The sequence below is a fragment of the Variovorax sp. GW823-FHT04F07 genome (assembly GCF_058795995.1).
In genome coordinates this window covers 855111-873261 of sequence record NZ_JBXAIG010000001.1, presented here as the reverse complement: position 1 = coordinate 873261, position 18151 = coordinate 855111, and the positions used below count along the sequence as shown (strand labels likewise).

The 18151-nt window shown below is 70.1% G+C and carries 13 protein-coding genes; 3 read left to right on the top strand and 10 right to left on the bottom strand.

Annotation, left to right across the window (positions count from 1 at the left end; genetic code table 11):
* Window positions 1-4: 4 nt before the first annotated feature.
* On the bottom strand, window positions 5-1366 hold the full coding sequence (locus AC1RAA_RS04080; RefSeq protein ID WP_492726645.1) for a homoserine dehydrogenase: 1362 nt from the start codon (window positions 1364-1366) through the stop codon (window positions 5-7).
* Window positions 1367-1685: 319 nt separating this feature from the next.
* Between AC1RAA_RS04080 and AC1RAA_RS04075 the strand changes: the two genes are divergently transcribed.
* Genes AC1RAA_RS04075 through AC1RAA_RS04065 form a run of 3 tightly spaced genes read left to right on the top strand, consistent with a single transcriptional unit; the run spans window position 1686 to window position 7348 of the window.
* On the top strand, window positions 1686-4379 hold the full coding sequence (locus AC1RAA_RS04075) for a bifunctional acetate--CoA ligase family protein/GNAT family N-acetyltransferase (RefSeq protein ID WP_062472839.1): 2694 nt from the start codon (window positions 1686-1688) through the stop codon (window positions 4377-4379).
* Window positions 4380-4439: 60 nt separating this feature from the next.
* Window positions 4440-5453 (top strand): Lnb N-terminal periplasmic domain-containing protein, encoded by a 1014-nt coding sequence (locus tag AC1RAA_RS04070; protein WP_492726643.1) that lies wholly within the window; start codon window positions 4440-4442, stop codon window positions 5451-5453.
* Window positions 5450-7348 (top strand): esterase/lipase family protein, encoded by a 1899-nt coding sequence (locus AC1RAA_RS04065; RefSeq protein ID WP_492726641.1) that lies wholly within the window; start codon window positions 5450-5452, stop codon window positions 7346-7348. Before AC1RAA_RS04070 ends, AC1RAA_RS04065 begins: the two co-directional genes overlap by 4 nt.
* Before the next feature lie 7 nt (window positions 7349-7355).
* Here AC1RAA_RS04065 and AC1RAA_RS04060 read toward each other — a convergent pair whose 3' ends face one another.
* From AC1RAA_RS04060 to AC1RAA_RS04020, 9 genes are all read right to left on the bottom strand, one after another.
* The gene (locus AC1RAA_RS04060; RefSeq protein WP_492726638.1) at window positions 7356-9116 is read right to left on the bottom strand and encodes a dipeptide ABC transporter ATP-binding protein; all 1761 of its coding nucleotides are present in this window, start codon (window positions 9114-9116) and stop codon (window positions 7356-7358) included.
* Window positions 9113-10054, bottom strand: coding sequence for an ABC transporter permease (locus tag AC1RAA_RS04055; protein ID WP_492685633.1), 942 nt, complete (start codon window positions 10052-10054; stop codon window positions 9113-9115). The genes AC1RAA_RS04060 and AC1RAA_RS04055 overlap by 4 nt, the downstream gene beginning before the upstream one ends.
* A gap of 20 nt (window positions 10055-10074) precedes the next feature.
* Window positions 10075-11040, bottom strand: a complete 966-nt coding sequence (locus AC1RAA_RS04050) for an ABC transporter permease (protein WP_070060589.1) — start codon at window positions 11038-11040, stop codon at window positions 10075-10077.
* Window positions 11041-11047: 7 nt separating this feature from the next.
* On the bottom strand, window positions 11048-12637 hold the full coding sequence (locus AC1RAA_RS04045) for an ABC transporter substrate-binding protein (RefSeq protein WP_492726636.1): 1590 nt from the start codon (window positions 12635-12637) through the stop codon (window positions 11048-11050).
* Window positions 12638-12802: 165 nt separating this feature from the next.
* Window positions 12803-14014: a YeeE/YedE family protein gene (locus AC1RAA_RS04040; RefSeq protein WP_492726634.1), complete on the bottom strand. Its 1212-nt coding sequence runs from the start codon at window positions 14012-14014 to the stop codon at window positions 12803-12805.
* A gap of 127 nt (window positions 14015-14141) precedes the next feature.
* Entirely contained in the window at window positions 14142-15092 is a 951-nt protein-coding gene (locus tag AC1RAA_RS04035; RefSeq protein ID WP_492726632.1) for a sulfurtransferase, read from the bottom strand.
* A gap of 119 nt (window positions 15093-15211) precedes the next feature.
* Window positions 15212-16255: an LLM class flavin-dependent oxidoreductase gene (locus AC1RAA_RS04030; RefSeq protein WP_492726630.1), complete on the bottom strand. Its 1044-nt coding sequence runs from the start codon at window positions 16253-16255 to the stop codon at window positions 15212-15214.
* Between the two features lie 19 nt (window positions 16256-16274).
* Complete coding sequence (locus AC1RAA_RS04025; protein ID WP_492726627.1) at window positions 16275-17201, bottom strand: ABC transporter substrate-binding protein; 927 nt, start codon at window positions 17199-17201, stop codon at window positions 16275-16277.
* 12 nt (window positions 17202-17213) lie between these two features.
* On the bottom strand, window positions 17214-18137 hold the full coding sequence (locus AC1RAA_RS04020; protein WP_492726625.1) for an ABC transporter substrate-binding protein: 924 nt from the start codon (window positions 18135-18137) through the stop codon (window positions 17214-17216).
* Between the last annotated feature and the right edge of the window lie 14 nt (window positions 18138-18151).

The following is an 18151-nucleotide window of genomic DNA, read 5'->3' as shown; positions in this document are numbered from 1 at the left end:
GTCTTCAGTCGTCCAGCGTTTCCACGCGCAACGCGATCACAGGCCCAGCCACGACCGGGCTCGCTTGCAACGCATGCAGCGCAAGATCGACCGCGCTTTGCAGCGCCGATTCGGTGATCACCAGCACCTGCGGCGCCGCCTCCGCCGGCCCGTTCGCCAGCACCAGTTGCCGCACCGGCAGCCGCTGCGCGGCCAGCAGCTCGGCCACGGCCGCGATGTCGGTCGCCGCCTGCACTGGCACGCGCAGGTAGTGCGCGCTGCGCACGGCCGCGCGCGGCAGCACCGGCAGTTCGCGCACCGCATGCGCATGGAACCCGGTGTGCGGCACGCGCTGGCCGGCGTGGGTGCCGTCCAGGCGCGCCACGTCGACCAGGTCGGCGATCACGGCCGAGGCGGTCTGCTCCGAGCCGGCGCCCGCGCCGTAGTACATCGTGACGCCTGCCGCGTCGGCCTTGACCATGATGCCGTTCATCGAGCCGTTCACCTGCGCGAGCAGGTGCGTCGCCGGCACCAGCGCGGGCTGCACGCGCAGCTCCACGCCTTCTTCACGTCGGCGCGCCACGCCGAGCAGCTTGACGCGAAAGCCCAGCTGCTCGGCGCAGGCCACGTCCAGGCGCTGCAGCGCGGTGATGCCTTCGACCTGCGCATCGGCAAAGCGCACCGGCATGCCGAAGGCGTTGGCGGCCAGCAGCGCGGTCTTGTGGGCGGCGTCGACGCCCTCGATGTCGAAGGCCGGATCGGCCTCGGCATAGCCCAGCGCCTGGGCCTGCGCGAGCGCGTCGCCGAAGTCCAGGCCCTCGTCGCGCATCTTGCTCAGGATGAAGTTGGTGGTGCCGTTGACGATGCCCGCCACCCATTCGATGCGGTTGGCCGTGAGGCCCTCGCGCAGCGCTTTCACGATGGGGATGCTCACCGCCACCGCACCCTCGTACATCACGGCCACGCCGTGCGCGCTGGCGGCGGCGAAGATCTCGGTGCCGTGCACGGCCAGCAGCGCCTTGTTGGCCGTGACCACGTGCTTGCCGTGCGCAATGGCCGCCAGCACCCAGTCGCGCGCCGGGCCGGTGCCGCCGGCCACCTCGACCACCACGTCGACATCGGGATCGGTGGCCACCTGCATCGGGTCGGCCGTGAGCGCCACGCCCTCGCCCACGATGCCCTGGGCGCGCGCGAGGTTGCGCGCCGCCACCACCGTCACCTCGATGCCGCGCCCGGCGCGGGCGGTGATGAGGTCCTGGTTGCGGGCCAGCACGCGGAAGGTGCCCGCGCCCACGGTGCCGATGCCGATCATGCCGACGCGCAGGGGGCGAATGGCCGCAGGATGGCTGGGCTGGGGCAGAAAGGACGAGACGGGATCGCGGTACATGGGCTTCTCCAAACAACGAACGAACAGGACAAAAACAAAAAAACCCAGCTGCCAGCTGGGTTTCGTTCATTCGGGAGAAGAGACACCAGGTGGCTGCCGGAGCGGCCACCCTGCGCGTGCTCAGGGGGCCGCGGCGGTCATGGTGGTAATCATTCGTGCATTCACTGCGTCGCTCGTTCGCACGCAGGCGGCGAACGGCATCGTGCGGCCGACAACGGCGGCGCTGGATGCTGCAACGGGGGAAAGTGAAAGGCACGACATGAGCCGGCGAGTGTACACGCGGTGCTTGCGGCACGCCCCGATCCGGGCAAACTAGGGCATGGACAAGCATTTCCTGACCCCCCTGTTCGCCCCGGCGTCGATCGTGGCCTTCGTCGGCCAGCCCAGCGATCCGGGGGGCCAGACCGCCCTGGGCCGCACGCTGCGCGAGGCCTTCCGGGCCGACCGCTTCGACGGCACGCTGCGCTTTCTGGACGTGCGCACCCAGGGCACGCTCGAAGAGCTGGCGCAGACGCATGCCGACCTGGCGCTGATCGCGCTGGCGCCGCACGACGTGGCGGCTGCCCTCGAGATCGCAGGCCGCATCGGCTGCAAGGCCGCGGTGGTCATCTCCACCGGCATCGCTGCCGAGCAGGCCGCGCAGTGGCGCAAGATCGCGCGCCGCGAAGGCGTGCACCTGCTGGGCCCGAATTCGCTGGGCTTCCAGCGCCCGCCGCTGCACCTGAACGCCAGCGTGGCCGGCCCGCTCGCGCGCACCGGGCCGCTGGCGCTGGTGTCGCAGTCGGGGGCGCTCACGGCCTCGATGCTCGACTGGGCACGGCAGAACGGCGTGGGCTTTTCGAGCGTGGTGTCGCTCGGGCCGCACACCTCGGTCGACATTCCGCAGGTGCTCGACTTCCTGGCCAACGATTCGAGCACGCACAGCATCATCGTGTACCTCGAAGGCATTGCCGACGCGCGCCGCTTCATGAGCGCGCTGCGCTCGGCCTCGCACGCCAAGCCGGTGGTGGTGCTCAAGGCGGGCCGCAAGCCGGCCGGCAACGAGGCCGCGCAGACGCACAGCGCGGCCATCGTGGGCAGCGACGATGTGTTCGACGCCGCCTTGCGCCGTGCAGGCGCGGTGCGGGTGCGCTCCTTCGTCGAGCTGTTCTCGGCCGCCAAGTGCCTGGCCTCGCGCTACCGGCCGGTGGGCAAGCGGCTGGCCGTGGTCACCAACGGCGGCGGCCCCGGCGTGCTCGCGGCCGACTGGATCAACGAGATCGGCCTGGACCTGGGCCGCCTCTCGGCGCCCGCGCAGCGGTCGCTGCAGCCGTCGCTGCCGGCGCTGGCGTCGCTCACCGACCTCATCGACCTGTCGGAAGACGCCACGCCCGCGCACTTTCGCGCCGCCATCGACACCGCCTCGGCCGACAGCCAGATCGACGGCGTGCTCGCCATCTTCTCGCCCAAGGCCGGCGTCGACGCGGCCGCCACCGCGCGTGCGCTGGCCGACATTCCGCGCCCCATGCCCAAGCCGCTCTTGTCGTGCTGGATGGGCGATGCGTCGGTGGGCAATGCGCGGGCCGTGCTGGCCGAGGCCACCATCCCGAGCTTTCGCACGCCCGAGGCGGCCGTGGGCGCCTTCGGCAACATCGCGGCCTTCTACCAGAACCAGCAGCTGCTGCAGCAGACACCGCCGCCGCTGTCGGCGCTGGCCAAGCCCGACATCGACGGCGCGCGCCTGCTCATCGAGAGCGTGCTGGCCGAGCGGCGCAAGGTGCTGACCGAGATGGAGTCGAAGTCGCTGCTGTCGTGCTTCCACATCCCGATCACGCGCACCCTGCTCGCGCGCAGCGCCAACGAAGCCATGATGATCGCCACGCAGCTGGGCTTTCCGGTGGCGCTGAAGATCGACTCGCCCGACATCTCGCACAAGTCCGACGTCGAGGGCGTGGCGCTGAACGTGATGAACGGCACCAGCGCGCGCGACACCTACCTGGAGATGATGGAGCGCGTGGCGCGCCTGGCGCCCGACGCCCGCATCAACGGCGTGACCGTGCAGAAGATGGTGCGCGCGCGGCGCGGGCGCGAAATCTACGTGGGCCTGGTCACCGACCAGCCCTTCGGCCCGGTGATCGTCTTCGGCGCCGGCGGCACCATGATCGAGCTCATGAACGACCGCGCGATGGAGCTGCCGCCGCTGAACCAGTTCCTGGCGCGCCACCTCATCGAGCGCTCGCGCGTGGCCGAGACGCTGGGCGAATGGCGCGGCGCCAACGCCGTGAACATGGAGGCCATCGAGGACGTGCTGCTGCGCGTGTCCGAAATGGTGTGCGAGCTGCCCGAGCTGCGCGAGATGGACATCAACCCCATCATCGTGGACGAGCACGGCGCGGTGTCGGTCGATGCGCGCATCGTGGTCGACAGCAGCACGCAGGCCGTGGCGGGCCCGGTGGGCAACGGCTACCAGCACCTGGCCATCATGCCGTACCCCGCGCGCTACCGGCGCGAATGGCCGCTGCCCGGTGGCGGCGCGTACGTCGTGCGGCCGGTGCACCCGAACGACGCGCAGATGCTGCAGGCGCTGGTGCAGGGCCTGTCGCCCGAAAGCCGCTGGTTCCGCTTCGTCTCGCGCTTCCACGAGCTGCCGCCGTCGATGCTGTCGCGCTTCACGCTCATCGACTACGACCGCGAGATGGCGCTGGTCGCCACCGTGATGGAACGCAGCACCGCGCCCGATGGCAGCATCCTCGAGAGCGAACGCATCGTGGGCGTGTCGCGCTACATCACCAACCCCGACCAGACCAGCTGCGAGTTCTCGCTCGTGGTGGCCGACGAGTTCAGCGGCAAGGGCATCGGCTCGCGCCTGATGGAAAGCATCATCGACGTGGCGCGTGACCGCGGCCTCTCGGAAATGGACGGGCTGGTGCTGGCCGGCAACCCCGACATGCTCAAGCTGGTGCGGCGGCTGGGCTTCTCGGTGAAGTCCTTCCCCGAGGACCCGGACTTCAAGCTCGTGACCTACCCGCTGTAGCCCGACGGCGGCGGCTGCAACTCGACGAGAATCGGCCGCCCTCCACCTCCGCGTTTCTTCATGCTCCGAATCCTCCTGCGCTCCCTCGGCCGTCTGCTGGTGAGCTTCGCCGTTTTGCTGTCGGCCGCCTGGGCCTGCGCGGCCCTCTGGTACCAGCTGCCCGCGACGCTGCCGGTCAAGGTCGGCGCGATGGTGCTGTGGGGCCTCTTCGGCCTGGCGGCGATCGTGCTGCTGTGGCGCGGCAAGGCCGGCCGCTCGCTGCTGGCCTACGCCATCGGCTTCGTCGTGCTGCTCGAGTGGTGGGGCACCATCGCGCCCTCGCAGCATCGCGAATGGGCCGACGACGTGGCGCGCCACCTGAAGCCGCGCGTCGAGGGCAGTGTGGTCACGATGGAGAACGTGCGCAACTTCGACTGGCGCAGCGACACCGACTACACCGTGCGCTGGGACACGCGCCGCTACGACCTGGACCGCCTGCGCTCGGTCGACGTGTCGCTGTCGTACTGGACCGGCCCGGCCATCGCCCACACGCTGGTGTCCTTCGGTTTCGACGACGGCCAGTTCGTCACTTTTTCCATCGAGATCCGCAAGGAGCGCGGCGAGAGCTTCTCGTCCGTGGGCGGTTTCTTCAAGCAGTTCGAGAACAGCCTCGTGGCCGCCGACGAGCACGACATCCTGCGCGTACGCACCAACGTGCGCGGCGAAGACGTCTACATGTACCGCGTGCGCCTGCCGCAGGCCGAGATGCGTTCGCTGTTCCTGGGCTACGTCGGCGAGGCCAATGCGCTGGCGCGCGCGCCGAGCTTCTACAACACGCTCACCGCCAACTGCACGACCATCGTCTACAGCCTCGCCCGGCACGTCGTGCCCGGCCTGCCGATGGACTACCGCCTGCTGGCCTCGGGCTACCTGCCCGAGTACCTGCACGACGTGGGCGGCCTGACGCCCGGCCTGAGCATGGAGGCGCTGCGCGCTGGCGGCCGCATCACTGACCGGGCCATCGCCACGGACAAGCAGCCCGGCGTGAACTTCTCGCAGGCCATCCGCAACGGCCTGCCGGGCGTGGCGCCATGAAGCGCATTGGCTTCCCCGCCCTGCTGCTGGCGCTGTCGCTGCTCACCGGCTGCGCGGGCGTCACGGTCGGCACCATCTCGCCGGCCGACTACCTGGCGCAGCGGCGCGGCGACGTGCTCACCACCGGCCAGCTCAGCAGCTCCGCACAAGAGGTGCTGCGCGTCATCGGCTCCGACGCCGACCAGTGCCGCAAGGACGGCCGCGCCTGCCGCCAGAACCTCGCCACCTCCGCCGGCCTGAGCGACGAGCAACGCATGTCGGCGCTGTCCGAGGTGTGGCTGCAGCTCGCGCTGGCGGGCGGCGACGGTGGCTCGGCCGCGCAGCCCATGGCACCCGAGGCCATCGAGGCCTGGCTGGAAACCGCGCGCCACGCCTACGCCTACCTGTTCCACACGGCGCGCAAGCCGCGCGACCGCGCCTTCGAAGACCGCCAGACGCAGGTGCGCGACTACTACAACTACGCCGTGCAGCGCGCCATCACCGGCCTGTTCAGCCGCTACCGCAAGAGCGACATGTCGGTGGCCGCCATTCCGCAGGTGAGCGGCTGGCGCATCGACGCCGACCTGTCGGCGCTGCAGCTCGCACCCGACGCGCCCCCGCCCAAAGAGCTGATTCCCGCCGCCTCGCTGACCTTCTCGGGCCTGCGCAACATCTACCGCCGCGACGGCTTCGGCGCCGAATTGGTCGCCGCGGGCGATGACCGCCCCACCGCGGCGCAGGCCGACGAAGACGCCCCGCCCTTCAGCGAAACGCCCTTCCCCGCCCTCACCGCGCTGCTGCAGTTCGACGGCGCCACCTTGCAGGACGTGCTGGCCACGCGCACGCTGCGCATCGCCGTGTTCGACCCTTACCGCACCAGCACGATCCGGCTGGCCGGCGAGGAGATTCCGCTGGCCGCCAACTTCACCTCGGGCTACGGCCTGTGGCTGGCGCGTTCCGACTTCGCGCTGCAGGCGCTGCGCAGCCTGTTCGGCGGCGCCGAGGGCCTGACCCGGCCGCACATCTACCTGATGCAGCCCTACGACCCGAAGCGCCGCACCATCGTCATGCTGCACGGCCTGGCCAGCAGCCCCGAGGCCTGGATCAACGTGGCGAACGAAGTGCTCGGCGACGAGACGCTGCGCCGCCGCTACCAGATCTGGCAGGTGTACTACCCGACCAACGCGCCGCTGCCGCTGAACAACCTGGCCATCCGCGAAGCCATCACGCAGACCCTCGCGCACTTCGATCCGCAAGGCCGCGCCGAGGCTTCGCGCAATGTCACGCTCATCGGCCACAGCATGGGTGGCGTGCTGTCGCGCCTCTTGGTGTCGTCGTCGGGCGACGTGCTGTGGGACGCGCTGCGCGAGGGCTACCCCATGCCGGCCGCCCAGCGCCGCCGCATCGAGGAAGGGCTGGGGCCCTACCTGCGCTTCGAGCCGCTGCCCCAGGTCAGCGATGCGATCTTCATCGCGTCGCCACACCGCGGCACCTCGTTCGCCAACAAGCGCATCTCGCGCTGGGTGGCCAACCTCATCACACTGCCGGTGGCCATGCTGGGCCAGCTCAACGACATCTCGCGCGAGCTGATGCGCGTGGCGCCCAGCTCGCAGGACATGGGCCCGCTGCGCATTCCCAACAGCATCGACAACCTCAGCGACCGCGATGCCTTCGTGCGCCTGTCGTCCGGGTTGCCGCTGAGTCCGAAGGTGCGCTACCACTCGATCATCGGCAACGACACGCCGGGCCTGCCGCTGGCCGAGTCGAGCGACGGCATCGTGCCCTACACCAGCGCGCACCTCGACGGCGCGGTGTCGGAGCTGGTGATTCCGTCGGCGCACAGCGTGCAGGAGCACCCGCTCGCGATCCTGGAGATCCGGCGCATCCTGCGCGAACAGCTGCAGCGCGTGCCCTGAGGGCACTTCAGGCCGTAGCGAGCACGGCCGCGGCCGGTGCGTGCCGCATGTCCGGCACCGCCGCCATCAGCGCCCGCGTGTACGCGTGCTTCGGCGCATCGAGCACTTCGCCCGCACTGCCCTGCTCCACCAGGCGCCCGCGCTGCATCACACCCACGTCGTCGCACATGTGGCGGATCACCGCGAGGTTGTGGCTGATCAGCAGGTAGGTCAGGCCGAACTCGTCCTGCAGGTCGCGCATGAGGTTCAGCACCTGGGCCTGCACCGACACGTCGAGCGACGAGGTCGGTTCGTCGCAGACGATGAACTCGGGCTGGCTGGCCAGGGCCCGTGCAATGGCGATGCGCTGACGCTGGCCACCCGAGAACTGGTGCGGGTAACGCCGCCCGTCGTCGGGCGACATGCGCACGCGGCGCAGCGCCTGGGCCACGCGCTCGGCGGTTTCGTCGGCGCTGGCGGCCAGGCCCAGCACTTCGACCGGCTCGGCGATGAGCCGGTCCACGCGCCAGCGCGGGTTGAGACTGGCATGCGGGTCCTGGAAGATCATCTGGAAGCGCCGCCGCAGCGCGGCCGTCTGCGCGGCGTCGCCCCAGCGGTCGATGCCGTCGAAATGCACCGTGCCGGCCGTGGGCCGTGTGAGGCCCGCGATCATGCGCGCCACGGTCGACTTGCCCGAGCCCGACTCGCCGACCAGCCCGAAGGTGCTTCCGCGCGCGATGTCGAAGCTCACGCCGTCGACCGCGTGCAGCACCTTCTTCGGCTGGCGTGCGAGTGTGCGCACGAGCCAGCCGGCCGAAAGATCGAATTCGCGCGACAGGCCCTGCACGCGGATCAGCGGCGCGCCGTCGGCCGGCGCCGCCGCGGTCTCGGCCTGCGCGGGCGGCAACGCGGCGGCCACGGCGATGTCCGCGCCGATCTCCGGCACCGGCAGCCGATGCAGCCTGTCGTGCACCGAGGGAATCGCGGCCATCAGTGCGCGCGTGTACGGCTCGCGCGGGTGGTCGAGCACCCGGCGCACCGGACCGGTCTCGAGCACGCGGCCCTGGTACATCACCATCACGCGGTCGGCCGCCTCGGCGATCACGCCCATGTCGTGCGTGATGAGCATCGCCGCCGTGCCGCGCTCGCGGCAGACGCGCCGGAACACGCGGATCACCTGCGCCTGCACCGACACGTCGAGCGCAGTGGTGGGCTCGTCGGCAATCAGCAGTTGCGGCTCGGCGCACAGCGCGAGCGCAATCGCCACGCGCTGGCGCATGCCGCCCGAGAACTGGTGCGGGTACTGGTCGATGCGGCTTTCGGGCTCGGGAATCTCCACGTCGGCCAGCAGTGCCAGCGCGCGCCGGCGCGCCTCTTGCTCGCTCACGGGCAGGTGCGTGCGGATGGTTTCGATGAGGTGCCTACCGATCGGGTAGACCGGGTTCAGGCTGGTCAGCGGGTCCTGGAACACGCTGCCGATGCGGCGCCCGCGCACGCGGCGCATGTCCTCGCCGCGCAGCGTGTCGATGCGCTCGCCGTGCAGCTCGACCGTGCCGCCCGCGATGCGCCCCGGCGGCGGCACCAGCCCGATGACGGCCGCGCCGACCATCGACTTGCCCGCGCCCGATTCGCCGACCACGCCCAGGATTTCTCCCGGCGCGATCTCGAAGGAGACGCCGCCCAGCACCTGCACCGTGCCCCGGTGCGTGTCGAAGGCCACGTCGAGCCCGCGCACCCGCAGCACAGGCGTTTCGCGATTGGGTTCTGGCGATGGGTCGCGCGCGCTCATTGCAGCCTCGGGTTCAAGGCGTCGCGCAGCCAGTCGCCCGCCAGGTTGACCGACAGCGCCAGCGCCAGCAGCACCAGCGCCGGAAACAGCAGGATCCACCACTCGCCCGAGAACAGAAAGCCCTGCCCGATGCGGATCAGCGTGCCCAGCGACGGCTGCGTGGGCGGCAGCCCCACGCCCAGGTACGACAGCGTCGACTCCGCCACGATGGCCAGCGCGAAACTGATGGTGGCAATCACCAGCACCGGCGCCAGCAGGTTCGGCAGGATGTGCCGCACCAGGATGCCGGTGCGCGAACGGCCGATGATCTGCGCGGCGGCCACGTAGTCCTTGTGCTTCTCGAGCATGACGGCGCCGCGCACTGTGCGCGCGTACTGCACCCATTCCGACAGCCCGATGGCCGCCACGATCACGTACACCGCCATGTCGTCACGGTAGCCCTCGGGCAGCAGGCCGCGCGCAATGCCGAAGATCAAGAGCGCCACCAGCAGCACCGGAAAGGTCAGCTGCACATCGGCCACGCGCATCACCAGCGTGTCGAACCAGCCGCCCGCGTAGCCGGCCGCCAGCCCGAGCGGCACGCCGATGACCAGCGACAACCCGACCGCGCTCACGCCCACGAGCAGCGACATGCGCAGCCCGTAGAGGATGGCCGAGAACACGTCGCGCCCCTGGTCGTCGGCGCCCAGCGGGTAGAACGCGCCCGAGGCGCCCTGCTGCCCCGGCGGCGTGAAGGCGTCGATCAGGTCGAGCACGGCCGGGTCGAACGGGTCTTGCCGCGCGATCCACGGTGCGAACAGCGAGGCCAGCGCGACCAGCAGCAGCACGAAGGCCGCCAGTTGCACGGTGCGCGAGCGTGCGAAGGCGCGCAGCACGGGCGACTCGGCGTTGCGCCAGCGGCGCGGCGCGGGGGCACCGGTCGGGGAAGGAAACGTCATTCGGAAAAGCAAGAAAGGAGTCAGGCGCGTCGCAGGCGCGGATCGACCAGCACGTACAGCAGGTCGACGATGAAATTGATCGCCACGTACAGCAGCGCGATCAGCAGCAGGTAGGCCGCCACCACCGGCACGTCCACCCCCTGAATCGACGTGATGAACAGCAGCCCCACGCCCGGCCACTGGAACACCGTCTCGGTGACGATGGCAAAGGCCACCAGCGAACCGATCTGCAGCCCCGTGATGGTGATCACCGGGATCAGCGTGTTGCGCAGCGCGTGGCCGTAGTTCAGGTCGCGCTCGCGCAGCCCGCGTGCGCGGCCGAAGCGGATGTAGTCGGCGCGCAGCACTTCCAGCATCTCGGCGCGCACCAGCCGCATGATCAGCGTCAGCTTGTACAGGCCCAGCGTCAGCGCGGGCATCAGCAGCGAGGCCCAGCCCGAGGCCGTGAGCAGCCCGGTGCTCCAGCCGCCCAGCTGCACCGTGTCGCCGCGTCCGAACGAGGGCAGCCAGCGCAGCTCGACCGCGAACAGGTAGATGAGCCCGATGCCGATCAGGAAGGTGGGCAGCGACACGCCGACCAGCGACACCGCCATGACCGCGCGGCTGGCCACGCTGTCGCGCCGGATCGCGGTGTACACGCCCAGCGCCACGCCACCCGCCACCGCCAGCACGGCCGCCACCAGCGCCAACTCCAGCGTGGCCGGCAGCCGCTCGGCGATGAGCTCGACCACCGGTCGCTTGAGCCGGTACGACACGCCCAGGTCGCCTTGCAGCGCATGGCCCACGTAGCGCAGGTACTGCACCGGCACCGGGCGGTCGAAGCCCAGCTCGGCCGTCAGCGCGGCGCGCTCTTCCAGCGTGGCGTCTTCGCCGAGCAGGCTGATGGTCGGGTCGCCGATGTGGCGGAACACCAGGAAGGACACGAACGACACCGCCAGCAGCACCAGCACGGACTGGCCGAGCCGGCGCAAGAGATGAACCCACATGATGTGCTCAGGGCTTCGCCACCTTCACGTTCTTGAAGAACACGCTGCCGTCGGGGCTGACCGGAATGTCCAGCTTCGGGGTCGAGGCGAAGTTGAGCACCTGGTCGTGCAGCGCGATGTAGATGCGCTCCTTCTGCACCGTCTGCCAGATGCTTTTGATGGTGGCGTCGCGTTTCGCCTTGTCGCTCTCGGCGGCCAGCGACGCGATCTGCGCGTCGACCTCGGCGTTGCTGTAGCCGGTGGCGTTGGTCGGGCCGCGGCCGTCCTTGCCGCGCGTGTGCACCAGGTAATCGAAGATGTAGGCCGAGTCGTAGGTCGGCACGCCCCAGCCGAACAGGTAGAAGTCGGTGTCGGCCGAGTTGATGGCGGTGCTGTGCAGCGCGATCGGGCGCGCCGCCACCGTGGTCTTGATGCCGATGCGTCCGAGGAAGCCCGACACCGCCGTGCTGATGGCCTCGTCGTTCACGTAGCGGTCGTTCGGCGTGTGCAGCGTGATCGCAAAGCCGTTCGGGTAGCCGGCCTCGGCCAGCAGTTTTTTCGCCTGCGCGGCATTGGCCTTCGGGTAGGCCGCGAAGCCCTTCTCGTAGCCGTGCACGAACGGCGGCGCGATGATGCCCGAGGGGTTCGACAGCCCGCGCATCACCGCCGCCTTGATCGCGTCGCGGTCGATCGCCAGGCCGATGGCCTCGCGCACCTTCGGGTCGGCCAGCGGGTTCTTGCCCTTCACGTCGGCGTACTTGAGTTCCTTCGCGCCCACGTTCAGGCCCAGGAAGATCGAACGGTTCTCGGGCCCTTCGGTCACGCGCAGGCGTTTGTCGGCCTTGAGCCGGCCCACGTCCTGCGCGGGCAGGTCCTGCACGAAATCGACCTCGCCCGACAGCAGCGCGGCCACGCGCGTGGCGGGCGACTTGATCGGCACGTAGACCAGCTCGGTCACGTCCAGCGGAAACTGGCCGCGGCCCCAGTACTGCGGAAACTGCTTGAGCACCGTGCGCGCATCGACCTCGCGCGAGGCCAGCACGTAGGGGCCGGTGCCGCTCTCGTTGCGGGTGGCGAAGTTCTCGGTCTTGCTGGCCACGTCCTGCGACTGCTCGGCCTTGTTCGCCTTGGCCCAGGCCTCGTTGAGGATGAAGAGGTTCGTGAGGTTGTTCGGGAAGATCAGGTTCGGGCCCTTGGTCTTGACCTGCACCGTGAGCGGATCGACCTTCTTCACTTCGGCCACCGACGACAGCAGCGACTTGAGCGCCGAGCTCGGCGCCTGTGCGCGCTGCAGCGAGAACACCACGTCGTCGGCCGTGAGCAGCGCGCCGTCGTGGAACTTGACGCCGGGGCGCAGCTTGAACTCCCACACCGTTGGATCGGCCGTGAGCTTCCACGAGGTGGCGAGCGCGGGCTGCAGCTTGCTGTCGGCGCCGCGCAGGATCAGCGGTTCGTAGATCTGGTGCAGCAGCCCGAAGTTGGTGCCGGTGTTGACCGCGTGCGGGTCGAGCGTGGCGGGGTCGGCGCTGCGCGCCCAGCGCACGGTTTCGGCGGCGGCAACAGGCGCCTGCAGCAGGCCGGCGGCCAGCAGGGCCGCGGTCAGGAGTGGTCGGAACATGGAATCCCTCGGGTGTTCTTTGGAAGAGAAGACAGGCGGACGGCCGCGCGGGGCGGCATCGTCCTGTGCCTGTGCGTGAGGGACTGTGCCCTGCCCCGCGCGGTCCCGAAAGAAGGACTCCGCATATGGAAATGCGGTGTCTGCAGCGTAGCGATGAACAGGGCGCTACGCCCTCGCCGCCAGCCGCTTCAGCCGCAGCCCGCCCCACACCGCCAGCAGCACGCTCGCACCGAACACCCAGCCCGACAGCGCGCCGGCCATCGTGCCCGACAGCAGATTGCCGACCGTGCAGCCCAGCCCGGTCATCGCGCCCCACCCCAGCAGCACGCCGCCGCCGAGGCCACGCACGACCTGCCCCACGCTCGGCCACGCGGGCCTGAACTGCCCGCTCGCGAGCGCCGCGGCCAGCGCGCCCGCGACGAGGCCGCCGACCAGCAGCGCGTTGGGCGTCTGCCAGAGGCTTTCGACCACCGCCGTGACGCAGCCGCCGAAGCCGTCGAGCCCGTCCAGGCGCTGAGGCAGCAGGCTGTGCGCGTTGCCGAGGTCGCGCGCGACGCTGCCCAGCGCGGCAGTCACACCCAGCGGACGCAGCCGCAGCACCACGATCACAGCGATCGCGCCGACTGCGAGGCCGCCCCACGCATACGGCCAACGCCCGTGCAGCAGGCGGCGCGCCGCGTCGATGAAGCTGCGCGGTGCGGGCAATGCAGCCTCGCCCGCCGGCAGCTTGCGCCAGAGCCAGGCGCTCAACGCCGCGAGCACCACCAACTGCAGCGCGGCCGAGCCCGCATAGCCCAGGTGGTGCGGCAACCACACCACGGGCGCTGTGGCGATGGTGGCGCTGTAGAGCCAGTTCCAGCTGCTGAACCCCAGCAGGAACCCCGCACCGGCACCGAGCAGCGCGAACGGCGCAGTCGGCGAGCCTTCGCCCAGCCGGTACCAGTGCGCGCTGATGCACGAGCCCGACACCACCATGCCCGCGCCGAAGGCCAGCCCCGCGAGCACCAGCGCGCCGCTGACCGGCCCGATGTGCGCATCGGGCGGCAATCGCCCGGGCTGGGGCACGGGCAGCCAGCCCGTCATGACGACGTGCATGCCCACGGTGCCGACCGCCAGCGCGGCCACGATGGCCAGCAGGCCGCGTGCATCGCCGCCTTCGAAGTAGTCGCGCGCATGGCAGTAGAAGCAGAAACGCGAGCGCTGCAGCACCACGCCGAGCACCGCGCCCAGCCCGAGCGCGAACGCCAGCGCACGGCCGCCGCTGCGCTCGCCCAGCAGGTGCACGCCGGCGCCGACCAGCAGCAACACCACGACCGCAGCGGCCAGGCCTGTGCGAGAAAGCGGCGCAGGCGCCGCATGGATTGACGAAGCGGACATGCCCCGGTCCCTCTTTCTTGGGTCCAAAAAAAAGCGAGCCCGAGGGCTCGCCCAATGTCGCTCATCAGAGAGGCCGCGAGGTCCCTCCAACGCCGACTCACCTCGAACTCATCTCACCTCAACTCAATCATTTGGACGCCCACACCGTGCCGGCCGGGTTGTTGACCGGCACGCCGACGGCGTTGCCGTACTCGGTCCACGAGCCGTCGTAGTTGCGCACGTTCTTGTAGCCCAGGATCTTGTGCAGCGCGAACCAGGTGTGGCTCGAGCGCTCGCCGATGCGGCAGTAGGTGATGGCCGGCTTGCTGCCGTCGATGCCCACGGCCGCGTAGATCGCCTTCAGCTCGGCGGCCGACTTGAAGGTGCCGTCTTCGTTCACCGCGCGGCCCCAGGGCACATTGGCCGCGCCGGGCACGTGGCCCGCGCGCACCGCCAGCTCGGCGGCGCCCGCCGGCGCGAAGATCTTGCCGCTGTATTCGTCGGCCGAACGGATGTCGACCAGCTTCGCGTCGGAGCGGCCCTCGGCCACGGCCAGCACGTCGGCCAGCCGCGCGCGCAGCTGTGGGTTGGGCTGCGTCACCTTGAAACGCGTGGCGACGTGTTCGGGCGCGCGGTTGTCGAGCACGCGGTTCTCGGCCTCCCACTTCTTGCGCCCGCCGTCGAGCAGCTTCACGTTCTGCACGCCGTACTGGTCGAACACCCAGGCACCCCAGGCGGCGAACCAGTTGTTGGTGTCGCCGTAGAGGATCACGGTGGTGTCCTTGTCGACACCGGCCGCCGACAGCAGCTTCTCGAATTCCGCCTGGCTCACGATGTCGCGGCGCACGCGGTCGTTGAGGTCGTTGTGCCACGAGAAATTCACCGCGCCCGGAATGTGGCCGCGCTCGTACAGGCCCGGGTTCACGCTGACCTCGATCACGCGCAGCTTCGGGTTGCGCAGGTTCTTCCCGAGCCAGTCGGTGGAGACCAGCGGGCCGCTGCCGTCGGCCGAGGCCTGCGCGAAGGCCGACGGTGCGGTGGCCAGGAAGGTCAGCGTGGCGAGGGACGCGGCGCGCCACCATCTGCTGAAGATCGACATGCGGGACTCCTTGTGTTGAATGGAAGACATCAGAAACAGATCAGAGCGAACTCTAGGCAGGCCACGCGCGATCACCAACGAAGCGTTTGCGATAAGCGCATGCGCAAAGCGTCTGAGGCTCAGGCGAGTGCGACTTCCTTGTGAGGGAGTTCGGCGCGCACGCGCCAGCCCAGTTCGGGCGCGATGCGCACCGCCAGGTCGTCCAGGATCTGTTCGTAGGCCTCGCTGTCGAAGTTGTAGGGCAGCTCCACGCGCAGTTCGCTCACCAGCGGCAGCACCGGGTCGCGGTGCAGGTGCTCGAGGATCTCGTCGACGCTGCCCACGAGGTCGCCGGCGAACAGCGTGCGGCGCTCGCCCTGTGGCGACAGCGTGCGTTCGACGCGGCTCGCTGCGAACGCGCGGTAGCGCCGCCGCGTGGCCGCATCGGCGCCGTCGAGCGGCACGATCACGCGGCCCAGCGCGATCCGCCCGCGCCGCGCGCCCGGCACTTCACTGGCGCGGTAGCGCTCGACCAGGCCGGTCTGCGCCTCGAGGAAGTCGTCGGTGGTCTCGCCCGTGAGCACATTGCCCAGCAGCAGGTGAAAGCCGTTGCGCCCCGCCCATTCGGCCGAGCGCAGCGACCCGCCGCCGTACCAGAGCCGCCCGACGAGGCCGGGCGCATAGGGCTGCACACGCGGACGCACGCGCCCGCCGGCCGATTCGACCACCGTGTCCTCGTCGCCCAGCAGCACGTCTTCGAGGTTGGCCCGCAGCCGCGCCACGCGCTTGTGCGTGAAGTCGACCGTGGCCGGCGGTGCGTCCTGGAAGCGACCGCCCAGCAAGGCGCCGTGCGGCGGCGCGCCCGCGCTCAGGCCCACCTGCAGGCGCCCGCGCGAGAGCACGTCGACGGTGGCCAGGTCTTCGGCGAGCCGGAACGGGTTTTCGTAGCCCATCTGGATCACGGCCGCGCCGAGTTCGATGCGGCGCGTGCGCTGCGTGGCGGCGGCCAGGAAGGTCGGTGCCGACGACACGGCGCGCTCCAGGTGGCGCTGGCGCACCCAGGCGCTGTCGAAGCCGCGCCGCTCGCCGAATTCAAAGAGCCGCAGCGCGGCCTCGAGGCCCGCGTGCGGGTCGGCCTCGTCGTAGTTGCCGGGCGTGAGAAAACCGATGTGATGGATGGTCATGGTCGTGTCGCTCGCAGGGTCAGAACTTCGGCAACCCCGGCGGGTTGACCTCCGATTTCGGCAGCGCCTCTTCGGCCAGGCGCCAGCGCGCGAGTGCCTTGGCGTAGGTGCCGTTGCGGATCAGGCCATTGGCCGCGGTGGTGAGCGCCACGGCCAGCCCGCTGCCCTTGCGCGTGGCCACGGCCACGTCCGACTTCAGCGGCCAGCCCGCGTTCACGGTGCCGGCCAGCCGCAGCTGCCCGTTCTTCGCAGCCTCGTAGGCCTGCGGTGCGTTGGGGTTGAAGTTGGCGTCGACGCGCTTCGTCGTCACCGCCAGCCAGCGTGTCACATCGTCGTCGTAGTACTGGATCGACACCGGCTTCAGGCCCGCCGCCACGTTCTGCCGGTCCCATTCGAGCAGGATGCGCTCCTGGTTGGTGCCCGCACCGGTCGTGAGCTTCAGGCCCGCCACGTCCTTCGGCTCCTTGATCGACTGGATGGCGCTGTCGGTGCGCACGTAGAAGCCGTGCAGCCCGAGCCGGTAGGTCGAGAAGTCGAACTTCTCCTTGCGTTGCTCGGTCACGCCCACGTTGGAGATCACGGCGTCGTACTTGCCCGAGCTCAGGCCCAGCGGCCAGTCGGCCCAGGCGACGGGCCGCAGCTCCAGCTTCAGGCCCAACGCCTCGGCGATGAGGTGGGCAAAGTCGGGGTCGAAGCCCACCACCGTCTTCGCGTCGGTGGCATAGGTGGAGATCGGCGGCGCGAACGGCGCGATGGCAATGGTCAGCACGCCCTCCTTCACGAACTTGAAGCTCGGTGGAATGGCGTTGACGGCCTCGGCGTCCTTGCCGGTGTGCAGGCGGCCCTTCTGCTCGGGGCTGAAGTCGAAGGCGTCGGCGGCGTGCGCCGGCGCGAACGCCATCAGCCCGAGGGCGGCCAGCGCCCCCAGTGTCTTCTTGAGCGACATGGTCCCCTCCCCTCAGTTCTTCGGCAGGCCGGGCGGGTTGGTGCGCGCCACCTCGATGGCCTCGGACGCCAGGTTCCAGCGCGACAGCGCCTTGCCGTAGTTGCCGTTCTTGATCTGCGTGTTGAGCGCGAGCGTCACGGCCTCGGCAATGCCCGAGCCCTTGCGCGAGGTGACGGCGATCTCGGCGTTGAGCGGCCAGCCGCCCGACACCAGGCCCGCGAGCCGGGTCTTGCCGTCGCGCGCCTCGTAGGCGGCGATGGCGTTGGGGCCCACGTAGGCATCGGCACGGCCCGACTGGATGGCCAGGCGCTGCACCACATCGTCGTCGTAGTACTGGATCTCGATGGGCTTCAGGCCGGCGGCCAGGTTCTGCTTGTTCCAGCGCAGCAGGATCTGCTCCTGGTTCGTGCTGGCCGTCACGATGAGCTTCAGGCCCGCGATGTCCTTGGGCTCCTTGATGGCGCCGAGCTTGCTGTCCGACTTGACGTAGATGCCGAGCTGGTCGTTGCGGTAGGTCGAGAAGTCGAACTTCTCCTTGCGCTCCTCGGTCACGGTCACGTTGGACACCACCACGTCGAACTTGCCCGACTGCAGGCCCAGCGGCCAGTCGGCCCAGGCGGTGGACACCAGCTCCAGCTTGCGCCCCAGGCTGTCGGCCACGAGCTGCGCGATGTCGGGCGCGTTGCCCACGGGCGTCTTGGTGTCGGTGGCGTAGGCCGCGAACGGCAGCCGGCCGGTGGTGGTGCCCACGACGAGCACGCCTTCCTTGAGGAACTTGAAGTCCTTCGCGAGCCGCACGGCCTCGTCGATCTTCTGCGCGCGCGGGCGGCCCGGCTGCTCGGGGCTCAGGTCGGGCGCCGGGGCGGTCTGGGCCGTGGCGGCCAGGGGCAGCAAGGCCGCAAGAAGAACAGTCAGGAGATGGCGTCGATGGGTCATGAAAGCGGTCGGTT

What these genes read in the sequence shown, in the direction of transcription:
- AC1RAA_RS04060 (WP_492726638.1), bottom strand. Translation starts at nt 9,116, where the DNA reads ATGAGCGCGCGCGACCCATCGCCAGAACCCAATCGCGAAACGCCTGTG.
- AC1RAA_RS04030 (WP_492726630.1), bottom strand. Translation starts at nt 16,255, where the DNA reads ATGACCATCCATCACATCGGTTTTCTCACGCCCGGCAACTACGACGAG.
- AC1RAA_RS04025 (WP_492726627.1), bottom strand. Translation starts at nt 17,201, where the DNA reads ATGTCGCTCAAGAAGACACTGGGGGCGCTGGCCGCCCTCGGGCTGATG.
- AC1RAA_RS04075 (WP_062472839.1), top strand. Translation starts at nt 1,686, where the DNA reads ATGGACAAGCATTTCCTGACCCCCCTGTTCGCCCCGGCGTCGATCGTG.
- AC1RAA_RS04020 (WP_492726625.1), bottom strand. Translation starts at nt 18,137, where the DNA reads ATGACCCATCGACGCCATCTCCTGACTGTTCTTCTTGCGGCCTTGCTG.
- AC1RAA_RS04040 (WP_492726634.1), bottom strand. Translation starts at nt 14,014, where the DNA reads ATGTCCGCTTCGTCAATCCATGCGGCGCCTGCGCCGCTTTCTCGCACA.
- AC1RAA_RS04080 (WP_492726645.1), bottom strand. Translation starts at nt 1,366, where the DNA reads ATGTACCGCGATCCCGTCTCGTCCTTTCTGCCCCAGCCCAGCCATCCT.
- AC1RAA_RS04055 (WP_492685633.1), bottom strand. Translation starts at nt 10,054, where the DNA reads ATGACGTTTCCTTCCCCGACCGGTGCCCCCGCGCCGCGCCGCTGGCGC.
- AC1RAA_RS04050 (WP_070060589.1), bottom strand. Translation starts at nt 11,040, where the DNA reads ATGTGGGTTCATCTCTTGCGCCGGCTCGGCCAGTCCGTGCTGGTGCTG.
- AC1RAA_RS04070 (WP_492726643.1), top strand. Translation starts at nt 4,440, where the DNA reads ATGCTCCGAATCCTCCTGCGCTCCCTCGGCCGTCTGCTGGTGAGCTTC.
- AC1RAA_RS04035 (WP_492726632.1), bottom strand. Translation starts at nt 15,092, where the DNA reads ATGTCGATCTTCAGCAGATGGTGGCGCGCCGCGTCCCTCGCCACGCTG.
- AC1RAA_RS04065 (WP_492726641.1), top strand. Translation starts at nt 5,450, where the DNA reads ATGAAGCGCATTGGCTTCCCCGCCCTGCTGCTGGCGCTGTCGCTGCTC.
- AC1RAA_RS04045 (WP_492726636.1), bottom strand. Translation starts at nt 12,637, where the DNA reads ATGTTCCGACCACTCCTGACCGCGGCCCTGCTGGCCGCCGGCCTGCTG.